Annotated in this window: 20 protein-coding genes and 1 pseudogene; 13 read left to right on the plus strand and 8 right to left on the minus strand. The window is 74.6% G+C overall.

Features of this window, described 5'->3' with window-relative positions; translation table 11 throughout:
• The first annotated feature begins 70 nt into the window (after positions 1-70).
• Positions 71-1,396 (plus strand): MFS transporter, encoded by a 1,326-nt coding sequence (locus tag ADL34_RS22720; protein WP_062668962.1) that lies wholly within the window; start codon positions 71-73, stop codon positions 1,394-1,396.
• Positions 1,397-1,403: 7 nt separating this feature from the next.
• Here ADL34_RS22720 and ADL34_RS22725 read toward each other — a convergent pair whose 3' ends face one another.
• The 4 genes from ADL34_RS22725 to ADL34_RS22740 form a co-directional block, all read right to left on the minus strand.
• Positions 1,404-2,000, minus strand: a complete 597-nt coding sequence (locus ADL34_RS22725; RefSeq protein WP_079034225.1) for a flavin reductase family protein — start codon at positions 1,998-2,000, stop codon at positions 1,404-1,406.
• A 60-nt stretch (positions 2,001-2,060) separates the two neighbouring features.
• A complete protein-coding gene (locus ADL34_RS22730; RefSeq protein ID WP_062668960.1) occupies positions 2,061-2,858 on the minus strand; it encodes an enoyl-CoA hydratase/isomerase family protein in 798 nt (265 codons plus the stop codon).
• Position 2,859: 1 nt separating this feature from the next.
• Positions 2,860-5,085, minus strand: a complete 2,226-nt coding sequence (locus ADL34_RS22735; RefSeq protein ID WP_062668959.1) for an acetate--CoA ligase family protein — start codon at positions 5,083-5,085, stop codon at positions 2,860-2,862.
• Between the two features lie 134 nt (positions 5,086-5,219).
• On the minus strand, positions 5,220-6,398 hold the full coding sequence (locus tag ADL34_RS22740) for a flavin-containing monooxygenase (protein ID WP_062668958.1): 1,179 nt from the start codon (positions 6,396-6,398) through the stop codon (positions 5,220-5,222).
• A gap of 220 nt (positions 6,399-6,618) precedes the next feature.
• On the opposite strand from ADL34_RS22740, the gene ADL34_RS22745 reads away from it, so the two are divergent.
• The 6 genes from ADL34_RS22745 (at position 6,619) to ADL34_RS22770 (ending at position 11,401) form a co-directional block, all read left to right on the plus strand.
• Positions 6,619-7,566, plus strand: coding sequence for an RNA polymerase sigma-70 factor (locus ADL34_RS22745; RefSeq protein WP_062668957.1), 948 nt, complete (start codon positions 6,619-6,621; stop codon positions 7,564-7,566).
• A 113-nt stretch (positions 7,567-7,679) separates the two neighbouring features.
• Positions 7,680-8,876, plus strand: a complete 1,197-nt coding sequence (locus ADL34_RS22750) for an NAD(P)/FAD-dependent oxidoreductase (RefSeq protein ID WP_062668956.1) — start codon at positions 7,680-7,682, stop codon at positions 8,874-8,876.
• Between the two features lie 84 nt (positions 8,877-8,960).
• Positions 8,961-9,410, plus strand: a complete 450-nt coding sequence (locus tag ADL34_RS22755; RefSeq protein ID WP_062668955.1) for a hypothetical protein — start codon at positions 8,961-8,963, stop codon at positions 9,408-9,410.
• Positions 9,407-9,805, plus strand: coding sequence for a Zn-ribbon domain-containing OB-fold protein (locus tag ADL34_RS22760; RefSeq protein WP_062668954.1), 399 nt, complete (start codon positions 9,407-9,409; stop codon positions 9,803-9,805). The genes ADL34_RS22755 and ADL34_RS22760 overlap by 4 nt, the downstream gene beginning before the upstream one ends.
• Positions 9,806-9,827: 22 nt before the next feature.
• Positions 9,828-10,460 (plus strand): GNAT family N-acetyltransferase, encoded by a 633-nt coding sequence (locus tag ADL34_RS22765; RefSeq protein ID WP_062668953.1) that lies wholly within the window; start codon positions 9,828-9,830, stop codon positions 10,458-10,460.
• A 74-nt stretch (positions 10,461-10,534) separates the two neighbouring features.
• Entirely contained in the window at positions 10,535-11,401 is an 867-nt protein-coding gene (locus ADL34_RS22770; protein WP_062668952.1) for a GNAT family N-acetyltransferase, read from the plus strand.
• Between the two features lie 12 nt (positions 11,402-11,413).
• On the opposite strand, the gene ADL34_RS22775 is transcribed toward ADL34_RS22770, so the two are convergent.
• Genes ADL34_RS22775 through ADL34_RS22785 form a run of 3 tightly spaced genes read right to left on the minus strand, consistent with a single transcriptional unit; the run spans position 11,414 to position 13,734 of the window.
• On the minus strand, positions 11,414-12,070 hold the full coding sequence (locus ADL34_RS22775) for a pyridoxine/pyridoxamine 5'-phosphate oxidase (protein ID WP_062668951.1): 657 nt from the start codon (positions 12,068-12,070) through the stop codon (positions 11,414-11,416).
• Positions 12,071-12,110: 40 nt separating this feature from the next.
• Positions 12,111-12,536 (minus strand): pyridoxamine 5'-phosphate oxidase family protein, encoded by a 426-nt coding sequence (locus ADL34_RS22780; RefSeq protein ID WP_062668950.1) that lies wholly within the window; start codon positions 12,534-12,536, stop codon positions 12,111-12,113.
• Between the two features lie 19 nt (positions 12,537-12,555).
• Positions 12,556-13,734 (minus strand): thiolase C-terminal domain-containing protein, encoded by a 1,179-nt coding sequence (locus tag ADL34_RS22785; protein ID WP_062668949.1) that lies wholly within the window; start codon positions 13,732-13,734, stop codon positions 12,556-12,558.
• Between the two features lie 90 nt (positions 13,735-13,824).
• Between ADL34_RS22785 and ADL34_RS22790 the strand changes: the two genes are divergently transcribed.
• From ADL34_RS22790 to ADL34_RS22800, 3 genes are read left to right on the plus strand one after another with little or no spacing between them, the layout of a single operon-like run.
• Complete coding sequence (locus tag ADL34_RS22790) at positions 13,825-15,018, plus strand: acyl-CoA dehydrogenase family protein (RefSeq protein ID WP_062668948.1); 1,194 nt, start codon at positions 13,825-13,827, stop codon at positions 15,016-15,018.
• Positions 15,015-15,509 carry a nitroreductase/quinone reductase family protein gene (locus tag ADL34_RS22795; protein ID WP_234375078.1) on the plus strand — a complete coding sequence of 165 codons (495 nt, stop codon included), beginning with the start codon at positions 15,015-15,017 and terminating at the stop codon, positions 15,507-15,509. Before ADL34_RS22790 ends, ADL34_RS22795 begins: the two co-directional genes overlap by 4 nt.
• Before the next feature lie 58 nt (positions 15,510-15,567).
• Positions 15,568-16,032: an Lrp/AsnC family transcriptional regulator gene (locus ADL34_RS22800; protein WP_062668947.1), complete on the plus strand. Its 465-nt coding sequence runs from the start codon at positions 15,568-15,570 to the stop codon at positions 16,030-16,032.
• Between the two features lie 96 nt (positions 16,033-16,128).
• Here the strand turns inward: ADL34_RS22800 and ADL34_RS22805 are convergent, their stop codons facing one another.
• Positions 16,129-16,764 (minus strand): TetR family transcriptional regulator, encoded by a 636-nt coding sequence (locus ADL34_RS22805; protein WP_062668946.1) that lies wholly within the window; start codon positions 16,762-16,764, stop codon positions 16,129-16,131.
• A gap of 134 nt (positions 16,765-16,898) precedes the next feature.
• On the opposite strand from ADL34_RS22805, the gene ADL34_RS22810 reads away from it, so the two are divergent.
• The 3 genes and pseudogenes from ADL34_RS22810 to ADL34_RS22820 all read left to right on the plus strand — a co-directional run bounded on the left by ADL34_RS22810 (position 16,899) and on the right by ADL34_RS22820 (position 20,830).
• Positions 16,899-17,636, plus strand: coding sequence for a VOC family protein (locus tag ADL34_RS22810; RefSeq protein WP_062739812.1), 738 nt, complete (start codon positions 16,899-16,901; stop codon positions 17,634-17,636).
• Between the two features lie 212 nt (positions 17,637-17,848).
• Positions 17,849-20,206, plus strand: a pseudogene (locus ADL34_RS22815) (PQQ-binding-like beta-propeller repeat protein).
• A 132-nt stretch (positions 20,207-20,338) separates the two neighbouring features.
• A complete protein-coding gene (locus ADL34_RS22820; protein ID WP_062668944.1) occupies positions 20,339-20,830 on the plus strand; it encodes a hypothetical protein in 492 nt (163 codons plus the stop codon).
• Positions 20,831-20,844 lie beyond the last annotated feature (14 nt).

Consider the following 20,844-nt stretch of genomic DNA (forward strand, 5'->3'; position numbering starts at 1 on the left):
GCCCGATCCTAACGAATGCTGTCCTTCGGGCCAATGGATTCAAGGACGCGCAGGCCCGAAGCTCGGGGACGTGACTGAGACGACCCCCGTACTCCACGACAACGCCGCCCCGGACGCCTCCGCCGCCGGGGCACCGTCGCCGCGCCGGCCGCGTGTCCACCGCGCCTGGTTCGTCGCCGCGGTCGCCTTCGTGACGATCCTCGGCGCCGCCGCCTTCCGTTCCCTGCCCGGCCTGCTCATCGACCCGCTCAACGCCGACTTCGGCTGGTCCCGCGGCACGATCGGCGCCGCCGTCTCCATCAACCTGGCGCTGTACGGGCTGACCGCGCCCTTCGCCGCCGCGCTGATGGACCGGTTCGGCATCCGGCGGGTCGTCGCGGTGGCCCTGGTGCTGATCGCGGCCGGGTCGGGGCTGACCTACTGGATGACGGCGGCCTGGCAACTGCTGCTGTGCTGGGGGCTCCTGGTCGGCCTCGGCACCGGCTCGATGGCGCTGGCCTTCGCGGCCACGGTCACCAACCGCTGGTTCACCGAGCGCCGGGGCCTGGTCACCGGCATCCTCACCGCCGCCTCCGCCTCCGGCCAGCTGATCTTCCTGCCGCTGCTGTCCTGGATGGTCGAGGAGCACACCTGGAAGCCGGCCGTCGTCACCGTCGCGCTCACCGCGCTCGCGGTCGTCCCCTTCGTCTGGCTGCTGCTGCGCGACCACCCCGCCGACGTGGGCCTCGCGCCCTACGGCACCGAGGAGTTCGTGCCCAAGCCGCCGCCCGCGCGGGGCGCCGCCCGCCGTGCCGTGACCGTCCTGGTCTCGGCGGCCCGCACCGGTCCGTTCTGGCTGCTGGCGGGCACCTTCGCGATCTGCGGCGCCTCCACCAACGGCCTCATCCAGACCCACTTCGTGCCCGCCGCCCACGACCACGGCATGCCGATCACGGCCGCCGCCTCCCTGCTCGCGGTGATCGGTGTCTTCGACGTCGTCGGCACCGTGTTCTCCGGCTGGCTCACCGACCGCTTCGAACCGCGCCGGCTGCTCGCCGTGTACTACGCCCTGCGCGGTGTCTCGTTGCTGTTCCTGCCGATGCTGCTCGCCCCGAGCGTCCACCCGCCGATGCTCTTCTTCATCGTCTTCTACGGCCTCGACTGGGTGGCCACCGTCCCGCCCACCGTCGCCCTGTGCCGGGAGCAGTACGGAGACGACAGCGCTATCGTCTTCGGCTGGGTCCTCGCCTCCCACCAGGTCGGCGCGGCGCTGGTGGCGTTCCTCGGCGGGGTCGCGCGGGACGTGTTCGGCACCTACGACATGGTCTGGTACGCGTCCGGCGCGCTGTGCGCGGCGGCGGCGCTGATGGCCCTCGTGATCCGGCGCCGCCCGGCGTCGGCCGTCCCGGCCCTCTGACCCGCGGTCACCGGAACCGGCCCCGGTGGAACAGCAGGGGCGCCCCCTCCCCGTCGGGGGCGCCCAGGGCGTCCACCCGCCCGACGACGATGAGGTGGTCGCCGCCCGGGTGCACCGCGTGGACCGCGCAGTCGATCCAGGCGAGTGTGCCCGCGAGGCGCGGGGAGCCGGAGACCGGCGCCGGGTCGTGGCGCACCCCGGCGAACTTGTCGGCACCGCTCACCGCGAAGGCGCGGCACAGCTCCTCCTGCCCGGCGGCCAGCACGTTGACGCAGAAGACGCCCGCGCGGGCGATGCGCGGCCAGGTCGTCGACGTACGGCCGACCATGAAGGCGACCAGCGGGGGGTCGAGGGACAGGGACGCGAAGGACTGGCAGGCGAATCCGGCGGGGCGGTCCGGGGCCCCGGCGTCCGGCGGGGCGGTGACGATCACCACGCCGGTCGCGAAGGTGCCCAGCACCCGCCGGAACACGTCCTGCGGGACGGGCGCCCGCTCGTCCTCGCGGACGCAGCGCAGCGCGGGGCGCGGTGGCGCCGGGGCGGGCGGTGCCCCGGCCGGACGGAGGTGACGGACGGCGGCGGCCGCCATCCCGGCGTGTCCCATCACACCACCCATTGGAACTGACGAATCGTCAGATTGGAAGCCGTGTGCGGCGGAGAGATGTCAGCGGCCCCGGAACACCGGGCTCCTGCGCTCCGCGAAGGCCGCCAGACCCTCCGCCGCGTCCTCCGTCGTCAGGTTGATCTCCTGTGCGGCGGCCTCCGCCGCGAAGGCGCCGGCGCGGTCGCTGTCCCAGGAGGCGTTGACGAGCTGCTTGGTCAGGGCCAGGGCGCGCGTCGGCCCCGCCGCCAGGCGCCCGGCCCAGTCGGCGGCCGCCCCTTCCAGTTCCCCGTCCGGGACGACCCGGTTGACCAGGCCCAGCCGCTCGGCGTCCGCCGCCGGCAGCGCGTCGCCGAGGAACATCAGCTCCTTGGCGCGGTGCGGGCCGACGAGCCGGGGAAGCAGATAGGCGCCGCCACCGTCCGGGACGAGACCGCGCCGCACGAAGACCTCGACGAACCGCGCCGACTCGGCGGCCAGCACCAGGTCGCAGGCGAGCGCCAGATGGGCGCCGAGGCCGGCCGCCGTCCCGTTCACCGCCGCCAGCACCGGCTTCTCGCAGTCCAGCACGGCCCCGATCAGCCGCTGGGCGCCGAGCCGGAGCACGCGGGCCACGTCCCCGGTCCGCCGCGCCCCGCCCGCCGTACCGCCCCGCAGGTCCGCCCCGGCGCAGAAGGCACGCCCGGTGCCGGTGAGGACCACGGCCCGCACCTCCGGGTCCGCGGAGGCCTCGTCGAGCAGGCCGACGACCCGGTCGCGATGGCCGGGCGCGAGGGCGTTCAGCGCCTCGGGACGGTCCAGGGTGATCCGGCAGACGCCGTCCTCGTGGGAGTGCCGCACCTCCATGTCGGGTGTCGCCATGTCAGCGGCACACCACGAGCGCGTCGAGCGCCACCGCGCCCTGGCCCCGGGGCAGCACCATCAGCGGGTTGACGTCCAGCTCCGCGAGCTCGTCGCCGAGTTCCAGCGCCATGCGCTGCACCCGCATCACGACCTCCACGAGCGCGTCGACGTCCGCCGGTGGCCGCCCCCGCACCCCGTCGAGCAGGGCCCGCCCCCGCAGTTCGGCGCACATCCGGCGGACCTGCTCCTCACCGAAGGGCGGTACCCGGACCGCCGTGTCGCGCAGGACCTCCACCAGCACCCCGCCCAGCCCGAGCGTCACGGTCGGCCCGAACAGCGCGTCGTGCGAGGCGCCGACGACCATCTCCACGCCCCGCTCCACCATCTGGCAGACCAGCACGCCGTCCAGCGCGATGTCCTCGTAGCGGGCGATGTCGGTCAGCTCGCGGTAGGCGTCCCGGACCTGGCTGGCCGATGTCAGCCCGATCCGGACCAGGCCCAGCTCGGTCTTGTGGGCGATCCGCGCGCCGGACGCCTTCATCACCACCGGGTAGCCCACCAGCCCGGCCGCGCGCACGGCCGCCGCCGCGCTGGTCACCAGCTGCTCGCGCGGGACCCGGATGCCGTACGCCCGCAGCAGCTGCTTCGCCGCGTGCTCGCTCAGCTGCTGCCCCGGCCGCAGCAGGGCCCGCGCCTTGCGGCTGGACGGCGAGGGGGTGCGGGGCGCCTCGTCGAAGGGGGAGCGGTAGCCGGTGACGAACCGGTGGTGGTCGAGGTACGCGCGGACGGCGGAGACGCAGTTGGCGACCGTGCGGAAGGTGACCACCCGTGAGGAGCCGAGCAGGACCTCGCGGTAGGCCCGCTCGGTGCCGACCGGCGACCCCCACACCACGCACACCAGTTTGTCCGTGCGCTCGGCGGCGTCCACCAGGTCCTGGGCGAGCCGGTCGCTCAGCGGCGGGAACGGCCCGGTCACCGGGCAGATCAGCACCCCCACCGCGGGGTCGTCGAGGATCGCGTCGATGATCTTCCGGCCCCGCTCGTCGCCGACCGGGTGCCCGCCGCTGTCGACCGGGTTGGCCACGCTCAGGTACTGCGGTATCCACTGGTGCAGCTCGGCCTGCCGGGCCCCGGACAGGACCGGCAGGCGCAGCCCCGCCCCGGCCGCGAGGTCGGCGGCATGGGCGCCCGTGCCGCCGGAGATCGAGTAGACGGCCACACCGTCGGCGCGCGGCGGGCGGGCGCGGGCCAGCAGGGTGGCGGTGTCCTGGAGTTCGTCCAGGCCGTCCACCCGGATCACCCCGTACTGGCGCAGTGCCGCGTCCACCACCGCGTCCGCGCCGGTGAGCCGGCCGGTGTGGGAGGCGGCGGTGCGGGCGCCCGCCTCGGTGCGGCCCACCTTGACCGCGACCACGGGCACCTTGCGGCGGGCCGCGCGGTCGGCGGCGAGCAGGAAGGCCCGGCCGTCCTTGATGCCCTCGACATAGGCGGCGATCACGCCGACCTCGGGCCGCTCGGCGAAGTAGGAGAGGAAGTCGGCGGTCGTCAGGTCGGCCTCGTTGCCGGTGGGCGCCCAGTGGGACAGGCGCACGCCCAGCTCCTGGAGGGCGAAGACGGGGCGGCCCTGGTGCCCGGACTGGGTGATGAGCGCGATCGCGGGCCCGTCCAGGTCGTCACGGAACCGCTCGAAGGCGTTCAGGTTGGTGTTGGGCCCGAGCAGCCGTATCCCGGACCGCTCGACGGCGGCGGTGAGCCGCTGCTGCGCGGCCGCCCCCTCCTCGCCGGTCTCCGCGAACCCGGAGGCGAAGACGACGGCGAACCTCACCTTCACCCGGGCCAGTTCCTCGATCACCGGCAGCGGGTCGGCGACCAGCAGCACCGCGAGGTCGACCGGCCCGGGCAGGTCGGCGACCGACGGGACGCAGGGGATGCCGAAGACGAACGGGCGGGACGGGTGCACGGGGTGCAGCCGGACGCCGGTCCGCCCGGCCCAGTCGAGCAGCCGGCGAGTGATCCCGGTGTTCGGCCGGCCCTCGGTGTCGGAGGCGCCGATGACGGCCAGGGACTCCGGCCGGAAGAGGCGGTCCAGGTCGGGTACCTCGCAGTACAGCGGACGGCCGCCGACGTCGAGGTCGTCGGGCTCGGCGGGCCGGCCGTGGACGGCGGGCGCGGGCTGCTCGCCGCAGGCGACGACGCGGCCCCGGCGCGAGTCGGTGGTGAGGGTGCCGTGGGTTGATCCAAGCATCGGTCCGCCCGTCCCTGGATGACAGCGATTAACTGACGCAGTGTCAGATTAAAGGAACTGACGTTGCGTCAGGAACCGTCGTGCGGGCAAAAGTCGGGCGGACGTCTCCCGTTCCGGGCTCGCGGGCGGGACGGTCAGGCGGGCAGCCGTGCGACCCCGCGACGCCGGTCGCGGGCGACGGACCGGGCGATCTTCTGAGCGTCCAACGCCATCTCCCGCAGATTGCCGCTGATGGGGTTGGTGTAGCCGGTGAAGTACAGACCGGGCGCGTCCGCCGGGGTCCGGGCCCCCCGCACGCCGGGTCTCCCGCGCTCGTCGAGCACGCCGAGATGGCCGACCAGCCCTTCCAGGCCGCGCGCGTAGCCGGTGGCCGCGACGACGGCGTCCGGCGTGATCCTGCTGCCGTCCGCGAGGACCACCTTGTCGGTCTCGAAGCCCTCGACGGCTGCGACGATCTCGACGCGGCCCCGGCGCACCGCGTCGACGAGCCCGACGTCCAGGACGGGGATCGCGCCCTCCCTGACCCTGCTGTACAGACCGGTGTCGGGACGCGGCAGCCCGTGCGCCGACAGGTCCGGGACGCTGAGCCGGGCCACGGGCCGGGCCAGCCGGTCGACGAGCCGCACGGGCAGCCGCCGCACGAGGACGCTCGTGAACTGCGCGGGCCACCCGGCGGTCGAGCGGCGCACGATGTGCGGCACCGTCCGCACCGCGAGCCGCACCCGGGCCGCACCGCCCTCCACGAGGTCCACGGCGATCTCGGACCCGGTGTTCCCGGCGCCCACGACCAGGACGTCCCGCCCGGCGTAGGGGGCGGGGGAGCGGTAGTCGCCGGCGTGCAGCAGCTCGCCGCCGTAGCCGTCCCGACCGGGCCAGTCGGGGATGCGCGGTGTGTGGTTGTACCCGGTGGCCACGACGACGGCGGCGCCCGCCAGCTCCCGGCCGCCGGTGGCGTGCAGCAGCCAGCCGGAGCCGTCCGGCGCGGGGTCGACGCGGGAGACCTCGACGCCGGTGACGATCTCCAGGTCGTGGTGCTCGGCGTACTTCTCCAAATAGCGCACCATGTCGTCGCGGGAGACCCAGCGCCCGAAGCGGCGCGGCATCGGCAGGCCGGGCAGCGCCGAGAGGCGCCGGGTGGTGTGCAGATGGAGCCGGTCGTAGTGCCCGCGCCACGAGGCGCCGACCGCGTCCGACCGCTCCAGGACGACGGCCCGTATGCCGCGTGCGCGCAGGGCGTACGCGACGGAGAGTCCGCCGGGGCCTCCCCCGACGACGTAGACGGGGCGTTCCGGGAGGTGTGGGGTGTCGGCCATGATTCGGAGCGTAATCACGCAAGGGATTGATGGGTCTCGGTCAAGCCCGGAATTGATTGCGGATCGATCACGACTGCAGGAGACCTGGGTGGGACCTGTGACGTAGCTCTCCTGGTTGTGGGCGCGGGGCCCGGGGTGCGGGGGCGCGGTGTGCCCGCGGCGCTGCCCGGCGGACGTCTCCACCTGCCCTTGCGTGTCACGAGAGTTAGGATCCGAACCCATGGTCCTCACGGTGAACGACGTGGAACGGTTCGAGGCGGCCCGGCCCCGTCTGGAAGCCATCGCCTACCGGCTGCTCGGCTCGGCGAGCGAGGCCGAGGACGCCGTCCAGGAGACGTTCCTGCGCTGGCAGGCCGCCGACGTGGAGCGCGTCGAGGTCCCCGAGGCGTGGCTGACCAAGGTGCTCACCAACCTGTGCCTCAACCAGCTCACCTCGGCCCGCGCCCGCCGCGAGACCTACGTGGGCCAGTGGCTGCCCGAGCCGCTGCTCGCCGGGGACCCCATGCTGGGCCCGGCCGACACCGCCGAGCAGCGCGAGTCGGTCTCGTACGCCGTGCTCGTCGTGCTGGAGCGGCTCTCGCCCAGTGAGCGGGCCGTGTACGTGCTGCGCGAGGCGTTCGACTGCAGCCACCGGGAGATCGCCGAGATCCTCGACATCACCGAGGCCGCCAGCCAGCAGATCCTGCACCGGGCCCGCAAGCACGTGGCGCGGGGCAAGGCCCGGGCCGAGGTCGACGAGGCGGCGGCCCGGCGGATCGTCGAGGAGTTCCTCACGGCCGCCGTCAGCGGCCGGACCGAGCCGCTGGTGCGGCTGCTCACCGAGGACGCGGTCGCGGTCGGCGACGGCGGAGGGAAGGTCCCGGCGCGGGCCAAGGCGTTCGAGGGGGCCCTGGCGGTCGCGCGGTTCATGCGGGGCCTGTTCAAGCCCAGCGAGGCCAAGCGGGCCCTGGTGGGCGGGTCGCCCGAGTACTACGCGACGACCGCCAACGGCGAGCCCGCGCTCGTGGTGGTCGTCGAAGGCCGGGTCATCGGCGTGATGTGCGTGGAGGTCACCGAGGACGGCCTCGCCGCGTTCCGCAGCCAGGTCAACCCCGACAAGCTGGAGCGCGCGACCCGCGTCTGGCAGGCCGGCGACCACGGGGAACCGCTGGTGCGCGACGCGTTCTGACCGGCGTACGACGTCGGTGTCCATGGTGTGACGTGGTTCACATCGCATTCCTGTCAGGAATCGGCGGGCCGTCCGGTTCAGGTGGCGAACCCGCTGAAGACAGGAGCAAGGACATGCAGCACCGCATCATCGTGCTCGGGGGCGGCTACACCGGAGCGTTCGCCGCCGGGCGGCTCGCCAGGCGTCTGCACGGCGACGACGTCAGCGTCACCCTCGTCAACGCGGAGCCCGACTTCGTCGAGCGCGTCCGGATGCACCAGCTCGCCGTGGGACAGACCCTCAAGCCCCGGCCGTTCGCCGAGATCTTCCGGGGGACCGGCGTCGACCTGAGGATCGCCCGGGTCACCGCCGTCGACGCCGACCGGAAGACGGTGGCCGTCGAGGGCGCGGACGGCACCGAGCGACTGGAGTACGACACCCTCGTCTACGCGCTCGGCAGCGGCTGGGACGACCAGGGCGTCCCCGGCGTCGCCGAGCACGCCTTCGAGCTGGCGAGCCGGCCCGGCGCGCTGCGGCTGCGCGACCGCCTGGCCGCGCTGGACGCCGGAGCGCCCGTGGTCGTGGTCGGCGGCGGCCTCACCGGCGTGGAGGCCGCGACCGAGATCGCCGAGGCCCGCCCGGACCTCGACGTCTCCCTCGTCGTGCGCGGCGGACTCGGCGACTGGCTCTCCGCGAAGGGCCGCCGGCACCTGAGCGAGGTCGTCGGCCGCCTCGGCATCACCGTCCACGAGGACACCACCGCCACCGCGGTGGAGGCCGACCGGGTCCGCACCGCGGGCGGCGCGGAGCTCCCGGCCGCCGTCACCGTGTGGACCACGGGCTTCGCCGTCCACCCGATCGCGCTGGCCACCACCCTGCAGGTCGGCGACCGGGGGCAGATCGTGGTCGACGGGACCATGCGCTCGGTCTCCCACCCGGACGTCTACGCCATCGGCGACGCGGCCCTCGCGCGGGGCGTCGGCGGCAAGCCGCTGCGCATGTCCTGCGCCTCGGGCGGCTTCACCGCCTGGCAGGCCGCCGACGCCATCGTGGCCCGGCTGACCGGGGGCAAGCTGCCGAAGGTCCCGCTGCGCTACTTCAACCAGTGCATCTCGCTGGGCCGCAAGGAGGGCCTGATCCAGTACGTCACCGGGGACGACCGCCCCGTGCGCGCGGTCCTGAGGGGCCGGATCGCCGCCTTCTACAAGGAGCTGATCTGCAAGGGCGCCGCCTGGAACGTCGGCAACCCGGGGATGGGCATGCCGCTGCGCCGCCGCCGGGTGGTGGTCCGGCCCGACGCCGCCGACTCCCCGGCCGAGGCGGCCGCCTGAGCCGCCCGGGGGCGCCCCGGCCGGGAGGCGGCCAGGGCGCCGCACGATTGTCAGACCCCATGGATCTGACGTACCGTCAGATCCATGGACGCGATCTGGCTCACAGGCGCTCAATGGCTGGCCGTGCTCCGGATAGGACTCGGCCTGTGGTGGCTGGAGAGCTGGCGGCACAAGGACCGCAGGAGCTGGCTGGCCGGCTCCGGGATCGCCTGGGCCGCGGACGTGGCCGCCGAACACCGCTGGCCCGCCGTCCGCGCGGGCTTCGACCGGGTGGTGGCACCCCGGCCGCGGACCATGGCCCACGTGGTCCTCCACGCCGAACTGGCCCTGGGGCTCGGCCTGGTGCTCGGGTTCCTCACCCCGGCCGCCCTCGTCGGCGGCCTGCTGCTCAACCTGCTGTACCTCACCCTGATGATCCACGACTGGGCCGAGCAGGGGCAGAACGGCATGATGGCGCTGATCTCCGTCGTCGCGCTGTTCGGGATGTCCTGGCAGTCCTGGTCGGTGGACGGCGCGCTCGGACTGTTCGGATGAGCGGGCCCCGGTACGACGTCCCCGAGCCGGACGCCTTCACCCGCACCTACTGGGACGCGGCCGCCGCCGGCCGGCTGCTGCTGCGGCGCTGCCGGGCCTGCGGACGCCCCCACCACTACCCCCGCGAGTCCTGCCCGCACTGCTGGAGCGAGGACGTCGTCTGGGAGACCGCGAGCGGCCGGGCCACCCTGTACACCTGGTCCGTCGTGCACCGCAACGACCTGCCGCCCTTCGGCGCGCGCGTCCCGTACGTCGCCGCCGTCGTCGACCTCGCCGAGGGCCCCCGGATGACGACCGGGCTCGTGGACTGCCCGGACCCCGCCCGGCTGCGGGCCGGCCTGCCGCTCACGGCCGCCTTCCCGGACGGCGTGCCGATGTTCCGCCCGGATCTCTGACCCCCCGGGTTTCAATGGCCTCATGACCGACGCCGCCATACGCCCCGCACCCCGCCCCGTCCCGGACCTGCACGGCCACGGACTGCTGCTGCGCCCCTGGGACCCTGACTCCGAGGCCGACCTGGACGCCTGGTTCCGGGGCCGCGCGGACCCGGACTTCCGGCGCTGGAACACCCCGCTGTCGCTGGCCACGGACCGCGCGGGCGCCCTCGACTCCCTGCGGACCGCCGCCGCCGGCTCGGCGGACGGCTCGGCGGCGTACTGCGTGACCGACGCCGGGACCGGCGCGGTCCTCGGCCACGCCGGCGTGACGGTCGTCAGCCGGCGCATGGACTACGGCCTGGTCGGCTACTGGGTGCTGCCCGAGGCCCGCGGCCGGCGCGTGGCCGTCCGGGCGCTCGTCCTCGCCGCCCGCTGGGCGCTGACCGCGCCGGACGGCCCCCGGCTGCACCGCCTCGAACTCGGGCACGCCGTGGGCCACGACGCCTCCTGCCGTGTCGCCGAGCGGTGCGGCTTCCCCGCCGAGGGCACCCTGCGGGGCGCGATGTGGGAGGCCGGGCGGCACGACGCCTACCGGGACGTGCACCTGCACGCACGGCTGGCGACCGACCCCGAGCCCGACGGCCCCTTTACCCCAACGCCCGCCCCCGTGTGACGACTTGTGTCGTCTTCGTGTCCACGGCGGAGAAAAGTGCACAACGCCGGGCGGGGCGCGGGATCATGAGCCGCATGCGCCCGGACGACTGGTACTCCACCCAGGACCTCAACGGCTTCCTGTCCCACGCCGGAGGCTTTCTGCGCTCACGCCCCGACCTGCACACCGTCGCCCTGACGGTCACCGAGACACTGCGCGCCAACGGACCGCGCGCCTACGGTGACGAGGCCCCCGTGTTCGGGGCGCTGGAACGGGACGGTCAGGTGCGGGCCGCCTACTTCCGCACCCCGCCCTACCGCCTGAACGTCACCCCGCTCACCCCCGACGAGGCCGACGCCCTCGCCGCCCACCTGCTCGCCCTCGGGCACGCGGTCCCCGGCGTCATCGCCGCGCAGGACACCGCCGAGGCGTTCGTCGCCGCCTGGCAGCGGCACACCGGCGCGCGCGGCACCGTCGGACAGCGCCAGCGCCTGTACCGGCTCGGCAACCTGACCGTCCCGCAGCCCGTCCCGGCCGGCCGCGCCCGTGTGGCCGGCCCCCAGGACCGGGAGCTGCTGGCCCAGTGGTACGGTGCGTTCACGGAGGCCACCGGCCACGCGCCCGCGCGCGATCCGGGCGCCTGGGCCGACGCCCGCGTCTCCTACGGGGGCGTCACCCTGTGGGAGGGCGAGGACGGCACCCCCCTCGCCATGGCCGGAGTGACGCCCCTGATCGGCGGGCAGGTCCGCATCGCCCCCGTCTACACCCCGGCCCCGCTGCGCGGGCGCGGCTACGGCGGCGCGGCCACCGCCGCCGTCACCCGGTCCGTGCTCACCTCCGGGGTGCGCGAGGTGCTGCTCTTCACGGACCTGTCCAACCCGACGAGCAACGGCCTGTACCAGCGCATCGGCTACCGTCCGGTCGCCGACTTCACCGCGTACGACCTCCACCGCGCCCGCTGACGCCCGCTCCCCTCACGGCCAGAGCAGCTCCTTGACCCATCCGGCTTCCGTACGCCGGTAGACGAGCCGCACGTGCCGGCGCCGGGCGTCGCCCTGGAAGAACTCCACCTCGTCGGGGCGCAGCCGGTACAGCGTCCAGGTCGGCACCGGGGCGCCCGGTTCCTCGCGGGCCCGCTCCCAGGCGGCCTCCGACGCGCGCGCCAGCTCCTCGGGGGAGGCGAGCACCTCGCTCTGCCGGCCGGTCAGGGCCGCCGCGAGCGCGCCGGTCGAGCGGGCGTGCAGATCCGCCTGCGCCTCGGCGGACGGGGCCGCCGTCACCGGGCCGCGCACCCGTACCTGGCGCCCCCGCGCCGGCCAGTAGAAGCCGAGGGCCGCGTAGGGGCGGGCGGCGAGCTGGCGGCCCTTGCGGCTGTCCCGGTGCGTGGCGAAGGACCAGCCGGACGCGTCGGAACCGTGCAGCATCACCGTCCGTACGTCCGGCAGGCCCTCCTCGTCCGCGGTGGCGAGGGACATCGTGTGCGGCTCCGTCTGCCCGGCCGCGACCGCGTCGGCGAACCAGGCGGTGAACAGCTCCAGCGGCACGTCGGGCGCACCCGACGGGTCGAAGGAGGGCAGCTCGACGTCCCACACCCGCAGCGACCTCAGCAGGTCGTGAAGATCCGTTCCCATGCCCCGATTGTCCCGTGCGCGGAGCCTGCCGGGCGCGGTGTCAGATCTGTCCGAGGTCGGACGACAGCCAGTGCTCGGGCCGCATGTGGACGACGACCTGCTCGCCGTGGTTCTTCCAGGCGAAGTCGACATAGCCGTCGACCTTCTCGGGCGGCAGATAGCGCGCCGAGACCTCCCGCAGGTCCTCCAGGGTGGCCGGGACGGTCCGCAGGACGGGCCCCTCGACCGAGACGTACCGGATCGTCGGTTCGAGCCGGTCCACCAGCAGGGAGAACCGCCGCGCCTCCTGGATGCGCCGGTTCTTGCGGGAGTCGAGGCCGGTCAGGACCCACACGTCGCCGCCGGGCGCGTACTGGTACCAGACGGGCACGGTCAACGGGCCGCGCCCTTCGCCCCCGTCGACCGCCAGCGCCGCGACGTGCGGCTCGGCGAGGAACTGCTCACGCTCTTCACGGGTCAGTGCCATACCGTCTCCTTCGGTGGACTCACTCCCTTCCCACTACCAACGTCCCCGACGAGCAGAACCATCCCCCCGTCGCCGACACCACGCCCAGCCGAGGCGGCTCCCCCGTCCGGCCCCGCCGGGCGACCTGGCGCTCCCCGGCCTCCCCCCGCAGCTGGCGCACCGCCTCCACCAGCAGGAACAGCCCGCGCATCCCGGGGTGCTGGGCGGAGAGGCCGCCCCCGTCCGTGTTCACCGGCAGCTCCCCGCCGCGCACCAGCAGCCGCCCCTTCCCGACGAACGGCCCGCCCTCGCCCTTGGCGCAGAAGCCGAGGTCCTCCAGGGTCACCAGCGTCATGTAGGTGAAGGCGTCGTACAGCTCGGCGAAGTCCATCTCCCGGGGGCGCACCCCGGCCCGGGCGAAGGCGAGCCGTCCGCTCACCGCCGCCGGGCCGGTCGTGAAGTCCGGCCACTCGGCCATCGAGGCGTGCGAGACGTGCTCCCCGGTGCCGAGGATCCACACCGGTGCCGTACGGCAGTCGGGGACGTACTCCTCGGCGGCCAGCAGCACCGCCGCGCCGCCGTCGGAGCGCAGACAGCAGTGGAGCCGGGTGAACGGGTCCGCGATCACCGGCCCGGACAGCACGTCGTCCACGGTGATCGGATCGCGGTGCAGCGCCTCGGGGTTCAGGGCCGCGTTCGCCCGCGCCTGGACGGCCACCTGCGCCAACTCCTCGATCGTGGTGCCGTGTTCGATCATGTGGCGGCGGGCGGCCATGGCGTACTTGGCGATCAGGGTGTGGCCGTAGGGGGCCTCGAACTGCGCGGGGCCGCGCGCCCCGAACGACAGGTCGCCGGTCCTGCGGCCCGCCCGGATGTCCGCCCGGGCCGTCGAGCCGTACACCAGCAGCACGGCGTTCGCGTGACCGCGCGCGATGGCGTCCGCCGCGTGCGCGGCCATCACCTCCCAGGTGGCGCCGCCGACCGAGGTGGAGTCGACCCAGGTCGGGCGCAGGCCCAGATACTCGGCCACCTCGACCGGCGCGAGCACGCCGAGGCCCGCGGACGCGAAGCCGTCCACCACCTCCCGGCCGAGCCCGGCGTCGGCCAGCGCCCGGCGGGCGGCCTGGGCGTGCAGGGCGTAGGCGGTCGCGCCGTCCACCCGCCCGCAGTCCGACAGGGCCACCCCCACCACGGCGACTCTCCGGTTCCCGGCAGTCATGCGCGCCCTCCCGCCTCTGGGCATCTCGCCTCGGCCCTCCTAATATGACGGCCCGTCAGATGTGAGGGGAAGAGCCGGAGGGAACCGCCCATGGACACCAGCCTCACCCCCGAGCAGGACGGCATCAGGCGCGCCCTGCGCGACCTGCTCGACCGCCGTTGCGGCCCGGCGGAGCTGCGCGCGGCCCTCGACACCCCCTCCGGCCACGACCCCGCCCTGTGGACGGCCCTCGCCGGGCACCTCGGCCTGCCCGGCCTCGCCCTGCCCGAGGCCTACGGCGGCGTGGGCTGCTCGGTGACCGAACTCGCCCTCGCCTGCGAGGAGACGGGCCGGGCCCTGGCCCCCTCCCCGCTGACGGCCACCGCCGTCCTCGCCGCCCCGCTGATCGCCGCGCTCGGCACCCCCGCCCAGCGGAAGGACCTGCTGCCCCGCCTCGCCTCCGGCGCGCTCACCGCCGCCCTCGTCGTGGACGGCCCCGCCCTCGCCACCGCCCTCGCCCTGACCGGCGGCAACGGCGGCGACTGGGCCGGCGGCGGACGGGCCGGCGGGGTGCAGGCCCGCCGCGACGGGGACGGCTGGCGGCTGTACGGGCAGGCCGGCCAGGTGCTCGACGGGTACAGCGCCGGGCTGCTGGTCGTCGCCGCGCACACCGGGGGGTACACCCGCCCCCGGACCCTGCTGTTCCTGGTGCCGGGCGACGCGACGGGAGTGTCACGGGCCCGGCAGACCGCCGTCGACGCCACCCGCCCGCAGGGCCGTGTGTCCCTGCGGGACGTCGGGGCGCGGCTGCTGGGGGAGGAGGGGGCCGATGTGCCCGGCGCCCTCGCACAGACGGGGGACCGGGCCGCCGCCGTGCTGGCCTGCGAGGCCGTGGGCGCCGCCGGCCGAGCCCTGGAGCTGACCGTGGAGCACGTCGGGCGGCGCGAGCAGTTCGGACGGCCGATCGGGTCCTTCCAGGCGGTCAAGCACCGGCTGGCGGACGTGTACGTCGAGGTGCAGGCGGCCCGGTCCGCCGCGTACTACGCGGCCTGGGCGGCGGCCCACGGCGAACGGGCGGGCGGTCTCGCCCTCGCCCAGGCCCTGCGGGCGCTGCGGACCGCCGCCGCCGAGGCGATCCAGTTCCACGGCGGCCTCGGTTTCACCTGGGAGCACGAGGTGCACCTGTACTTCAAGCGGGCCGCCGGCGACGAACTGCTCCTCGGACCGGTGCACCGGCTGCGCGCGCACGCCGCCGGGGCGGCCCGGCTCCTCGAGGCGTCCGGAACACGGGAGGTGCTGGTGTGAGGCTGCCGCGCTCGGCCGTACGTGCCGTCCAGAAGGTGTCCGCGACCCGGGGCTTCGCCCGGACCGCCCCGCACGTCGTGCCCGCGCTCGACCGGGCCGTGCACCGGCTCACCCGGGGAAAGGTGCTGCTCAGCGCGCTGATGCTGCCCGGTGTCGTGCTGACCTCCACGGGCGCGCGCAGCGGGCTGCCGCGCCGTACGCCGCTCGCCTGCGTGCCCGAGGCGCAGGGCCGCTCCTGGCTGCTCGTCGGCTCCAACTTCGGCCGGCCGGGCCATCCCGCCTGGACCCACAACCTGCTCGCCCACCCCGACGCCGAGATCGACGTCGGGGGCCGCACCGTCCCGGTCACGGCCGCGCTCCTGGCGGGGGAGGAGCGGGAGGCGGCGTGGCGGGCCGCCGTGGCCCACTGGCCCCCGTACGCGGCCTACCAGGCCCGGGTGGACCGGCGGATCCGGGTCTTCCGTCTCACTCCACGGGCCCGGGCGCGCTGACCCGAAAGCGACGGTGGCATTTGCCCGGGGCCCGGTCGTCCGGGGGAGGATCCGTCCCATGGACGACGTGGACAGACGCATCCTCGCCGAGTTGCAGCAGGACGGCCGGCTGACCGTGACGGAGCTGGCCGCGCGGGTGGGGCTCAGTGTCTCGCCGTGCCACCGCCGGCTGCGCGAGCTGGAGCGGTCCGGCGCCATCGGCGGGTACCGGGCGGTGGTGGACCCGGCCGCGGTCGGGCTCGCCTTCGAGGCGCTGGTCTTCGTGTCCATGCGGCAGGAGGACCGGGACACGGTCGCCGGGTTCGAGCGGGCGGTCGGCGAGGTGGCCGAGGTGCTGGAGGCGCAGCGGCTGTTCGGGGAGCCCGACTACCTGCTGCGGGTCGTCGCCGCCGATCTCGCGGCCTACCAGCGGCTGTACGACGAGCGGCTGGCCACGCTCCCCGGGGTGCAGCGGCTGACGTCGACGCTCGTGATGAAGCACGTCGTGAAGGACCGCCCGCTGCCCGGCCGTACCGGGCCGTGACGCACGGCAGGCGGCGGCCCGTGGTGGACCACCGCCTGCCAGACAGGACTTGGGGGCGCTAGCCGGCCGGGGACGGCCCCGCCGGCCGCTCGCGCGTCACTTCGTGGGCTTCTTGCCGGTCACGCCGAGATGCACCAACAGGGCCAGGTTCGGCTTGAGTTCGGCCTGCTTGACGCCCCAGCTCTGGAAGCCCTTCTGGTGCGAGGCCACCGCGGCGAGCATCGCGACGAGCGATCCGGCGACGGCCGCGGGATTGACGTCCTTGTCGACCCGGCCCTTCGCCTGGAGCTGCGTCACCGCCTCCGCGAGGGAGTTGTTGACCGAGTTGAGGATCTTCATGCGGATCTTGTAGAAGCGCTTGTCGCCCTCGGACGCGCCGAGGTCGACGACCCGCAGGATCGCGTCGTTGCGGCGCCAGAAGTCCAGGAAGCCGTCGACGAGTTCCTGCGCGGTCTGCCAGCCCGCCTTCCCGGTCCAGCTGCGGCCCTCGACGAGAGCGGTCAACTCCGCGCCCTCGGCGGCCATGTGCTCGGCGATCTCCAGGACGGCACCCTCGACGTCCGGGAAGTACTGGTAGAAGGTGGCCGGCGAAGTGCCTGCCTTCCGGGCGACATCGATGACTTTGACGTCCCGGTACGGGGAAGAGCTGAGCATCTCGCTGAGGCAGTCGAGCAGCTTCTGCCGGGTCGCCTGCCCACGCCGGCCGGCCACGCGGCCGTCGACGGTACGCACTTGTCCTGTCATGTCGTCAGCTTACCGAGGCGGCATCGGGGCGCGATTCGGCCGACTGCAAATGGGGTGCACCGGGGTGCGGGGGCTGGTGTGCCTGGTCTGCGCGGTGCGCGCGAGGCCGTTACGTTGGCGGTATGGCCGAAAACAGGGCATCCGCAGACGGAACGGATCAGGTGGAGGGCGTTCCGTGCTGGGTGGACGCACAGCTTCCCGACGTGGAAGCGGGCAAGCGGTTCTACGGCGAGCTGTTCGGCTGGGCCTTCGAGGAGGCGTACGGCTCCGCCGTATGGGCCCTGCTGGACGGTGAGCGGGTGGCGGCGCTCACGCCGAAGACGGACGGGCGGATGCCGAGCGTGTGGACGGTGTACTTCGCGACCCCGGACGCCCGAGCGCTGGCCGGACGGGTCCGGCAGGCCGGCGGGCAGGTGGTCACCGCGCCCGTGGAGGTGGGTGCGGGGCTGGGCACGGCCGCGCTGGTGACCGATCCGCAGGGCGCGGTGTTCGGGCTGTGGGAGGCGGGCACGCACGCCGGCTTCGGGCGCCGGCACGAGCCGGGGACGTTCGCCTGGGCCGAGCTGTACGCCAGGGACACCGAGGCCGCCAACACCTTCTACGGCGGGCTGTTCCACGACGCCCTGTTCGGTCCCGGGGCGGAGCCGGACTTCGGGCGGGCGGCGGTCGGGGAGGTGTTCGCGGAGATGATGCCGCCGCACTTCGTCGTCCACTTCCGGGTGGAGGACTGCGCGGCCGCCCTCGGCCCGGTCGCCCGGCTCGGCGGGCGGGTGCAGGTCCCGCCCTTCGAGACGTCGTACGGCACGGTCGCCGTCGTCACCGACAATCAGGGGGCGTCGTTCGCCCTCCTGGAGCGCTGAGGGGGGCGTTCCGGCTGGTGGGCGGGGTGTGTGGCGGAATCGATGTGCCGGTTTGTCCGGAGACACCCCTTTTTGGACCCGGGTTCGCCACCGGGCGCCCGGACAGGAAGAATCGGGGTGCGTGCCGCCGAGGCGGTGCGGTGGTGAGACGCTGCACGGGGTCACGTACATATGTGGGTGCACGGGGCCCGTACGGGGAGGTGGCAGGCAGAGTGGTGGATCAGCTGACGCAGCACGATCCGCGCAGGATCGGGCCGTTCGAGGTGCTCGGGCGGCTGGGCGCCGGCGGCATGGGGCTGGTCTATCTCGCGCGGTCGGCCTCGGGCCGGCGCGTGGCGATCAAGACGGTCCGTACGGAGCTCGCCGAGGACCAGCTGTTCCGCGTGCGCTTCACGCGCGAGGTGGAGGCGGCCCGGGCGGTCTCCGGCTTCTACACGGCCGCGGTGGTCGACGCCGACCCGCGCGCCGCCGTGCCGTGGCTGGCCACCGCGTACGTCCCCGCGCCCTCCCTCGAGGAGATAGTGAACGAGTGCGGGCCGCTGCCGGCCCAGGCGGTGCGCTGGCTGGCCGCCGGCGTCGCCGAGGCGCTGCAGTCGATCCACGGCGCCGGTCTCGTCCACCGCGACCTCAAGCCGTCCAACGTGCTCGTCGTCGAGGACGGGCCGCGCGTCATCGACTTCGGTATCGCCTCCGGCGTGTCGAACACCCGTTTGACCATGACCAACGTCGCCGTGGGCACCCCCGCCTACATGTCCCCCGAGCAGGCGAAGGACTCCCGCAGCGTCACCGGCGCCAGCGACGTCTTCTCGCTCGGCTCGATGCTGGTGTTCGCCGCCACCGGGCACCCGCCCTTCCACGGCGCCAACCCGGTCGAGACGGTCTTCATGCTGCTGCGCGAGGGCCCGGATCTGGAGGGCCTGCCCGACGAGCTGCGCCCCCTCATCGAGTCCTGCATGCAGATGGACCCGACGGCCCGCCCCAATCCGGCCGACCTCCAGGCCCAGCTCGCCCCGCACCTCTTCGGCTCCGGCACCGACGACAGCGGCACCGCCTCCGCCTGGCTGCCCGAGCGCGCGGTCGGCCTGATCGAGACGCGCCGCGGCGGCCGCCCGGCGCCCAGACCCGCGCCCGCCTCCGGCCGCAGTGCCGGACGCGGCGTTCCCGCGCCCGTGCCGCCGCCGCCCCCGCACGACCCGGTCGTCCCGGCGCCCCAGGCCCCGCCCGTGCCGGTCGGCGCCCCGGACACCGGCCCCGTCCACCTGGCGGGCGCCCCCGTCCCGATCGGTCCCGGCCCCCGGGTCGCCGACGCCCGCGCCGCCGCGATGAAGGCGCCGCCCGCGGAGGCCGCCCTGGTCGCCTCCTGGTCCAAGCCCCGCCCCGGCGTCAACGGCGCCGACCCCGCGCTCCCCGCCGCGCCCCCGGCTCCCGCCGAGGGTCCCGGCGGCTGGCGGCCCTGGCGTTTCCGCATGTCGAACGATGTCTGGGGCACCCCCTCCGTCGCCGGCGACCTCGTCTACGTCACCTCCTTCGAGGTGCACGCCCTGGACGTCGCCACCGGCCGCCGCCGCTTCAAGACCCGGGACGTGGCCTGGTCCATGGCGGTCGCCGACGGGCGCATCCACGCCTCCGACGGCCCCACCCTGTTCGCCCTGGAGTGCCGCGAGGGCGCCGATCTGTGGCGGCTCCAGACGGACGCCTGGGTGTACTCCCTGAAGGCCGAGCGCGGCACGGTCCTCACCGGCACGCGCGGCGGCGGCGTCCAGGCGTGGGAGGCGTCGAACGGGCAGAAGCTCTGGGAGATCACCGGGGCGTAGACCGACTTCGAGACCTCGGAGGCGGGCCCGGCGCTGTTCGACGGCACCGCGTACGTCTGGCAGGACTCCCGGCTGCGCGCCCTGGACGCCCGCACCGGCGAGGAGCGCTGGTCCTACCCGATCGGCGACGCCGCCTCCTGCGGTGGGGTGCCGGTGCGGGTGGCGAAGGCCCACGACGGCTACGTGTACGTCTCGGCCGGCACCCGGGTGCTCGCCCTCGACGCGGCCGGCGGGCACGTCCGCTGGCACTTCGAGGCCCCGGCGGTCTTCCTGTGCCCGCCCGCCTTCGTGCCGGGCCCCGCGGTGACCGGCGGCGGCGTGTACCTCGCCGACTACCTCGGCACGGTGTACGCGCTGGACGCCACCGACGGCCGGGACCGCTGGCGCATCGCCACCGAGGCCCGCGCCTCGACCGAGCCGGTGCTGGTGGCCGCGGGCCACGTCCACGTCGGCAGCGGCAAGGGCCTGTACACGCTGGACGCGGTCACCGGGACGCCGAAGTGGCGCTTCCAGGCGGGGGGCGACATCGTGGGCGCCCCCGCGGTCGCGGAGGGCCGGATCCACTTCGGCTCCACCGACCACCTGCTCTACACGCTCAAGGCCGACGACGGCCGGCTGCGGTGGAAGCTGGCCACCGGAGGCGAGATCACCGGCTCCCCGGTGGTCCGCGACGGTGTCGTGTACGCGTGCAGCAAGGACCGCTGCGTGTACGCCCTGGACGCCGAGAAGGGGACCGGAACCGCCCGTACCGCGTAGACGCCTTCACTGGTCCTGCACGAGGGGTGACGCCGAGTGAGCGCTTTCTGCCGCTCGCCGGCTGCTACCGTGACGTGCTCACGCTCAAATCAACGGGGGTTGACACCAGTGAAGCTTCGTCATGTCCGCGCTGTGGCCGTGTTCGTCGGCGTCGTCGTCGCACTGACCGGCGCCCGGCACTCGCACGGCGGCGGCTGCAGCGGCTCCGACTCGCACAGCTCCTCGTCGAGCTCCGGCGGGTACGGGGGCGGCAGCACCCATCACTACGACGACGATGACGACGACTACGGCACCGGGTCCACGTCGGGCGGTACGCGGACCGGCGACGGGCCGGCCGCCGCGGAGACCCGGGACGTCAAGATCGACCGGTGCGAGAACGACCCGGACCGCGGCCCCGTCGCCCGGGTGAGCGCCACCAACAGCGACGCGCTGCGCACCTACTCGTACACGTTCACCGTCACGTTCAAGGACTCCGGCGGACGCGAGCTGGACAAGGCCACCTCGGGCATCCTGACGGTCGAGCCGGGCGCCACCGAGTCCGTCGACGTCGTGGCCCGCGCGAGCGCCACCACGAGCGGCACCTGCGTCCTCGGCGAGGCCCTGCGCATGGACGACTCGTACTAGCTGGTGGCGCGGGG

This window comes from Streptomyces sp. NRRL WC-3605, assembly GCF_001509795.1.
In the GTDB taxonomy this organism is placed as follows: Bacteria; Actinomycetota; Actinomycetes; order Streptomycetales; family Streptomycetaceae; genus Streptomyces; species Streptomyces viridochromogenes.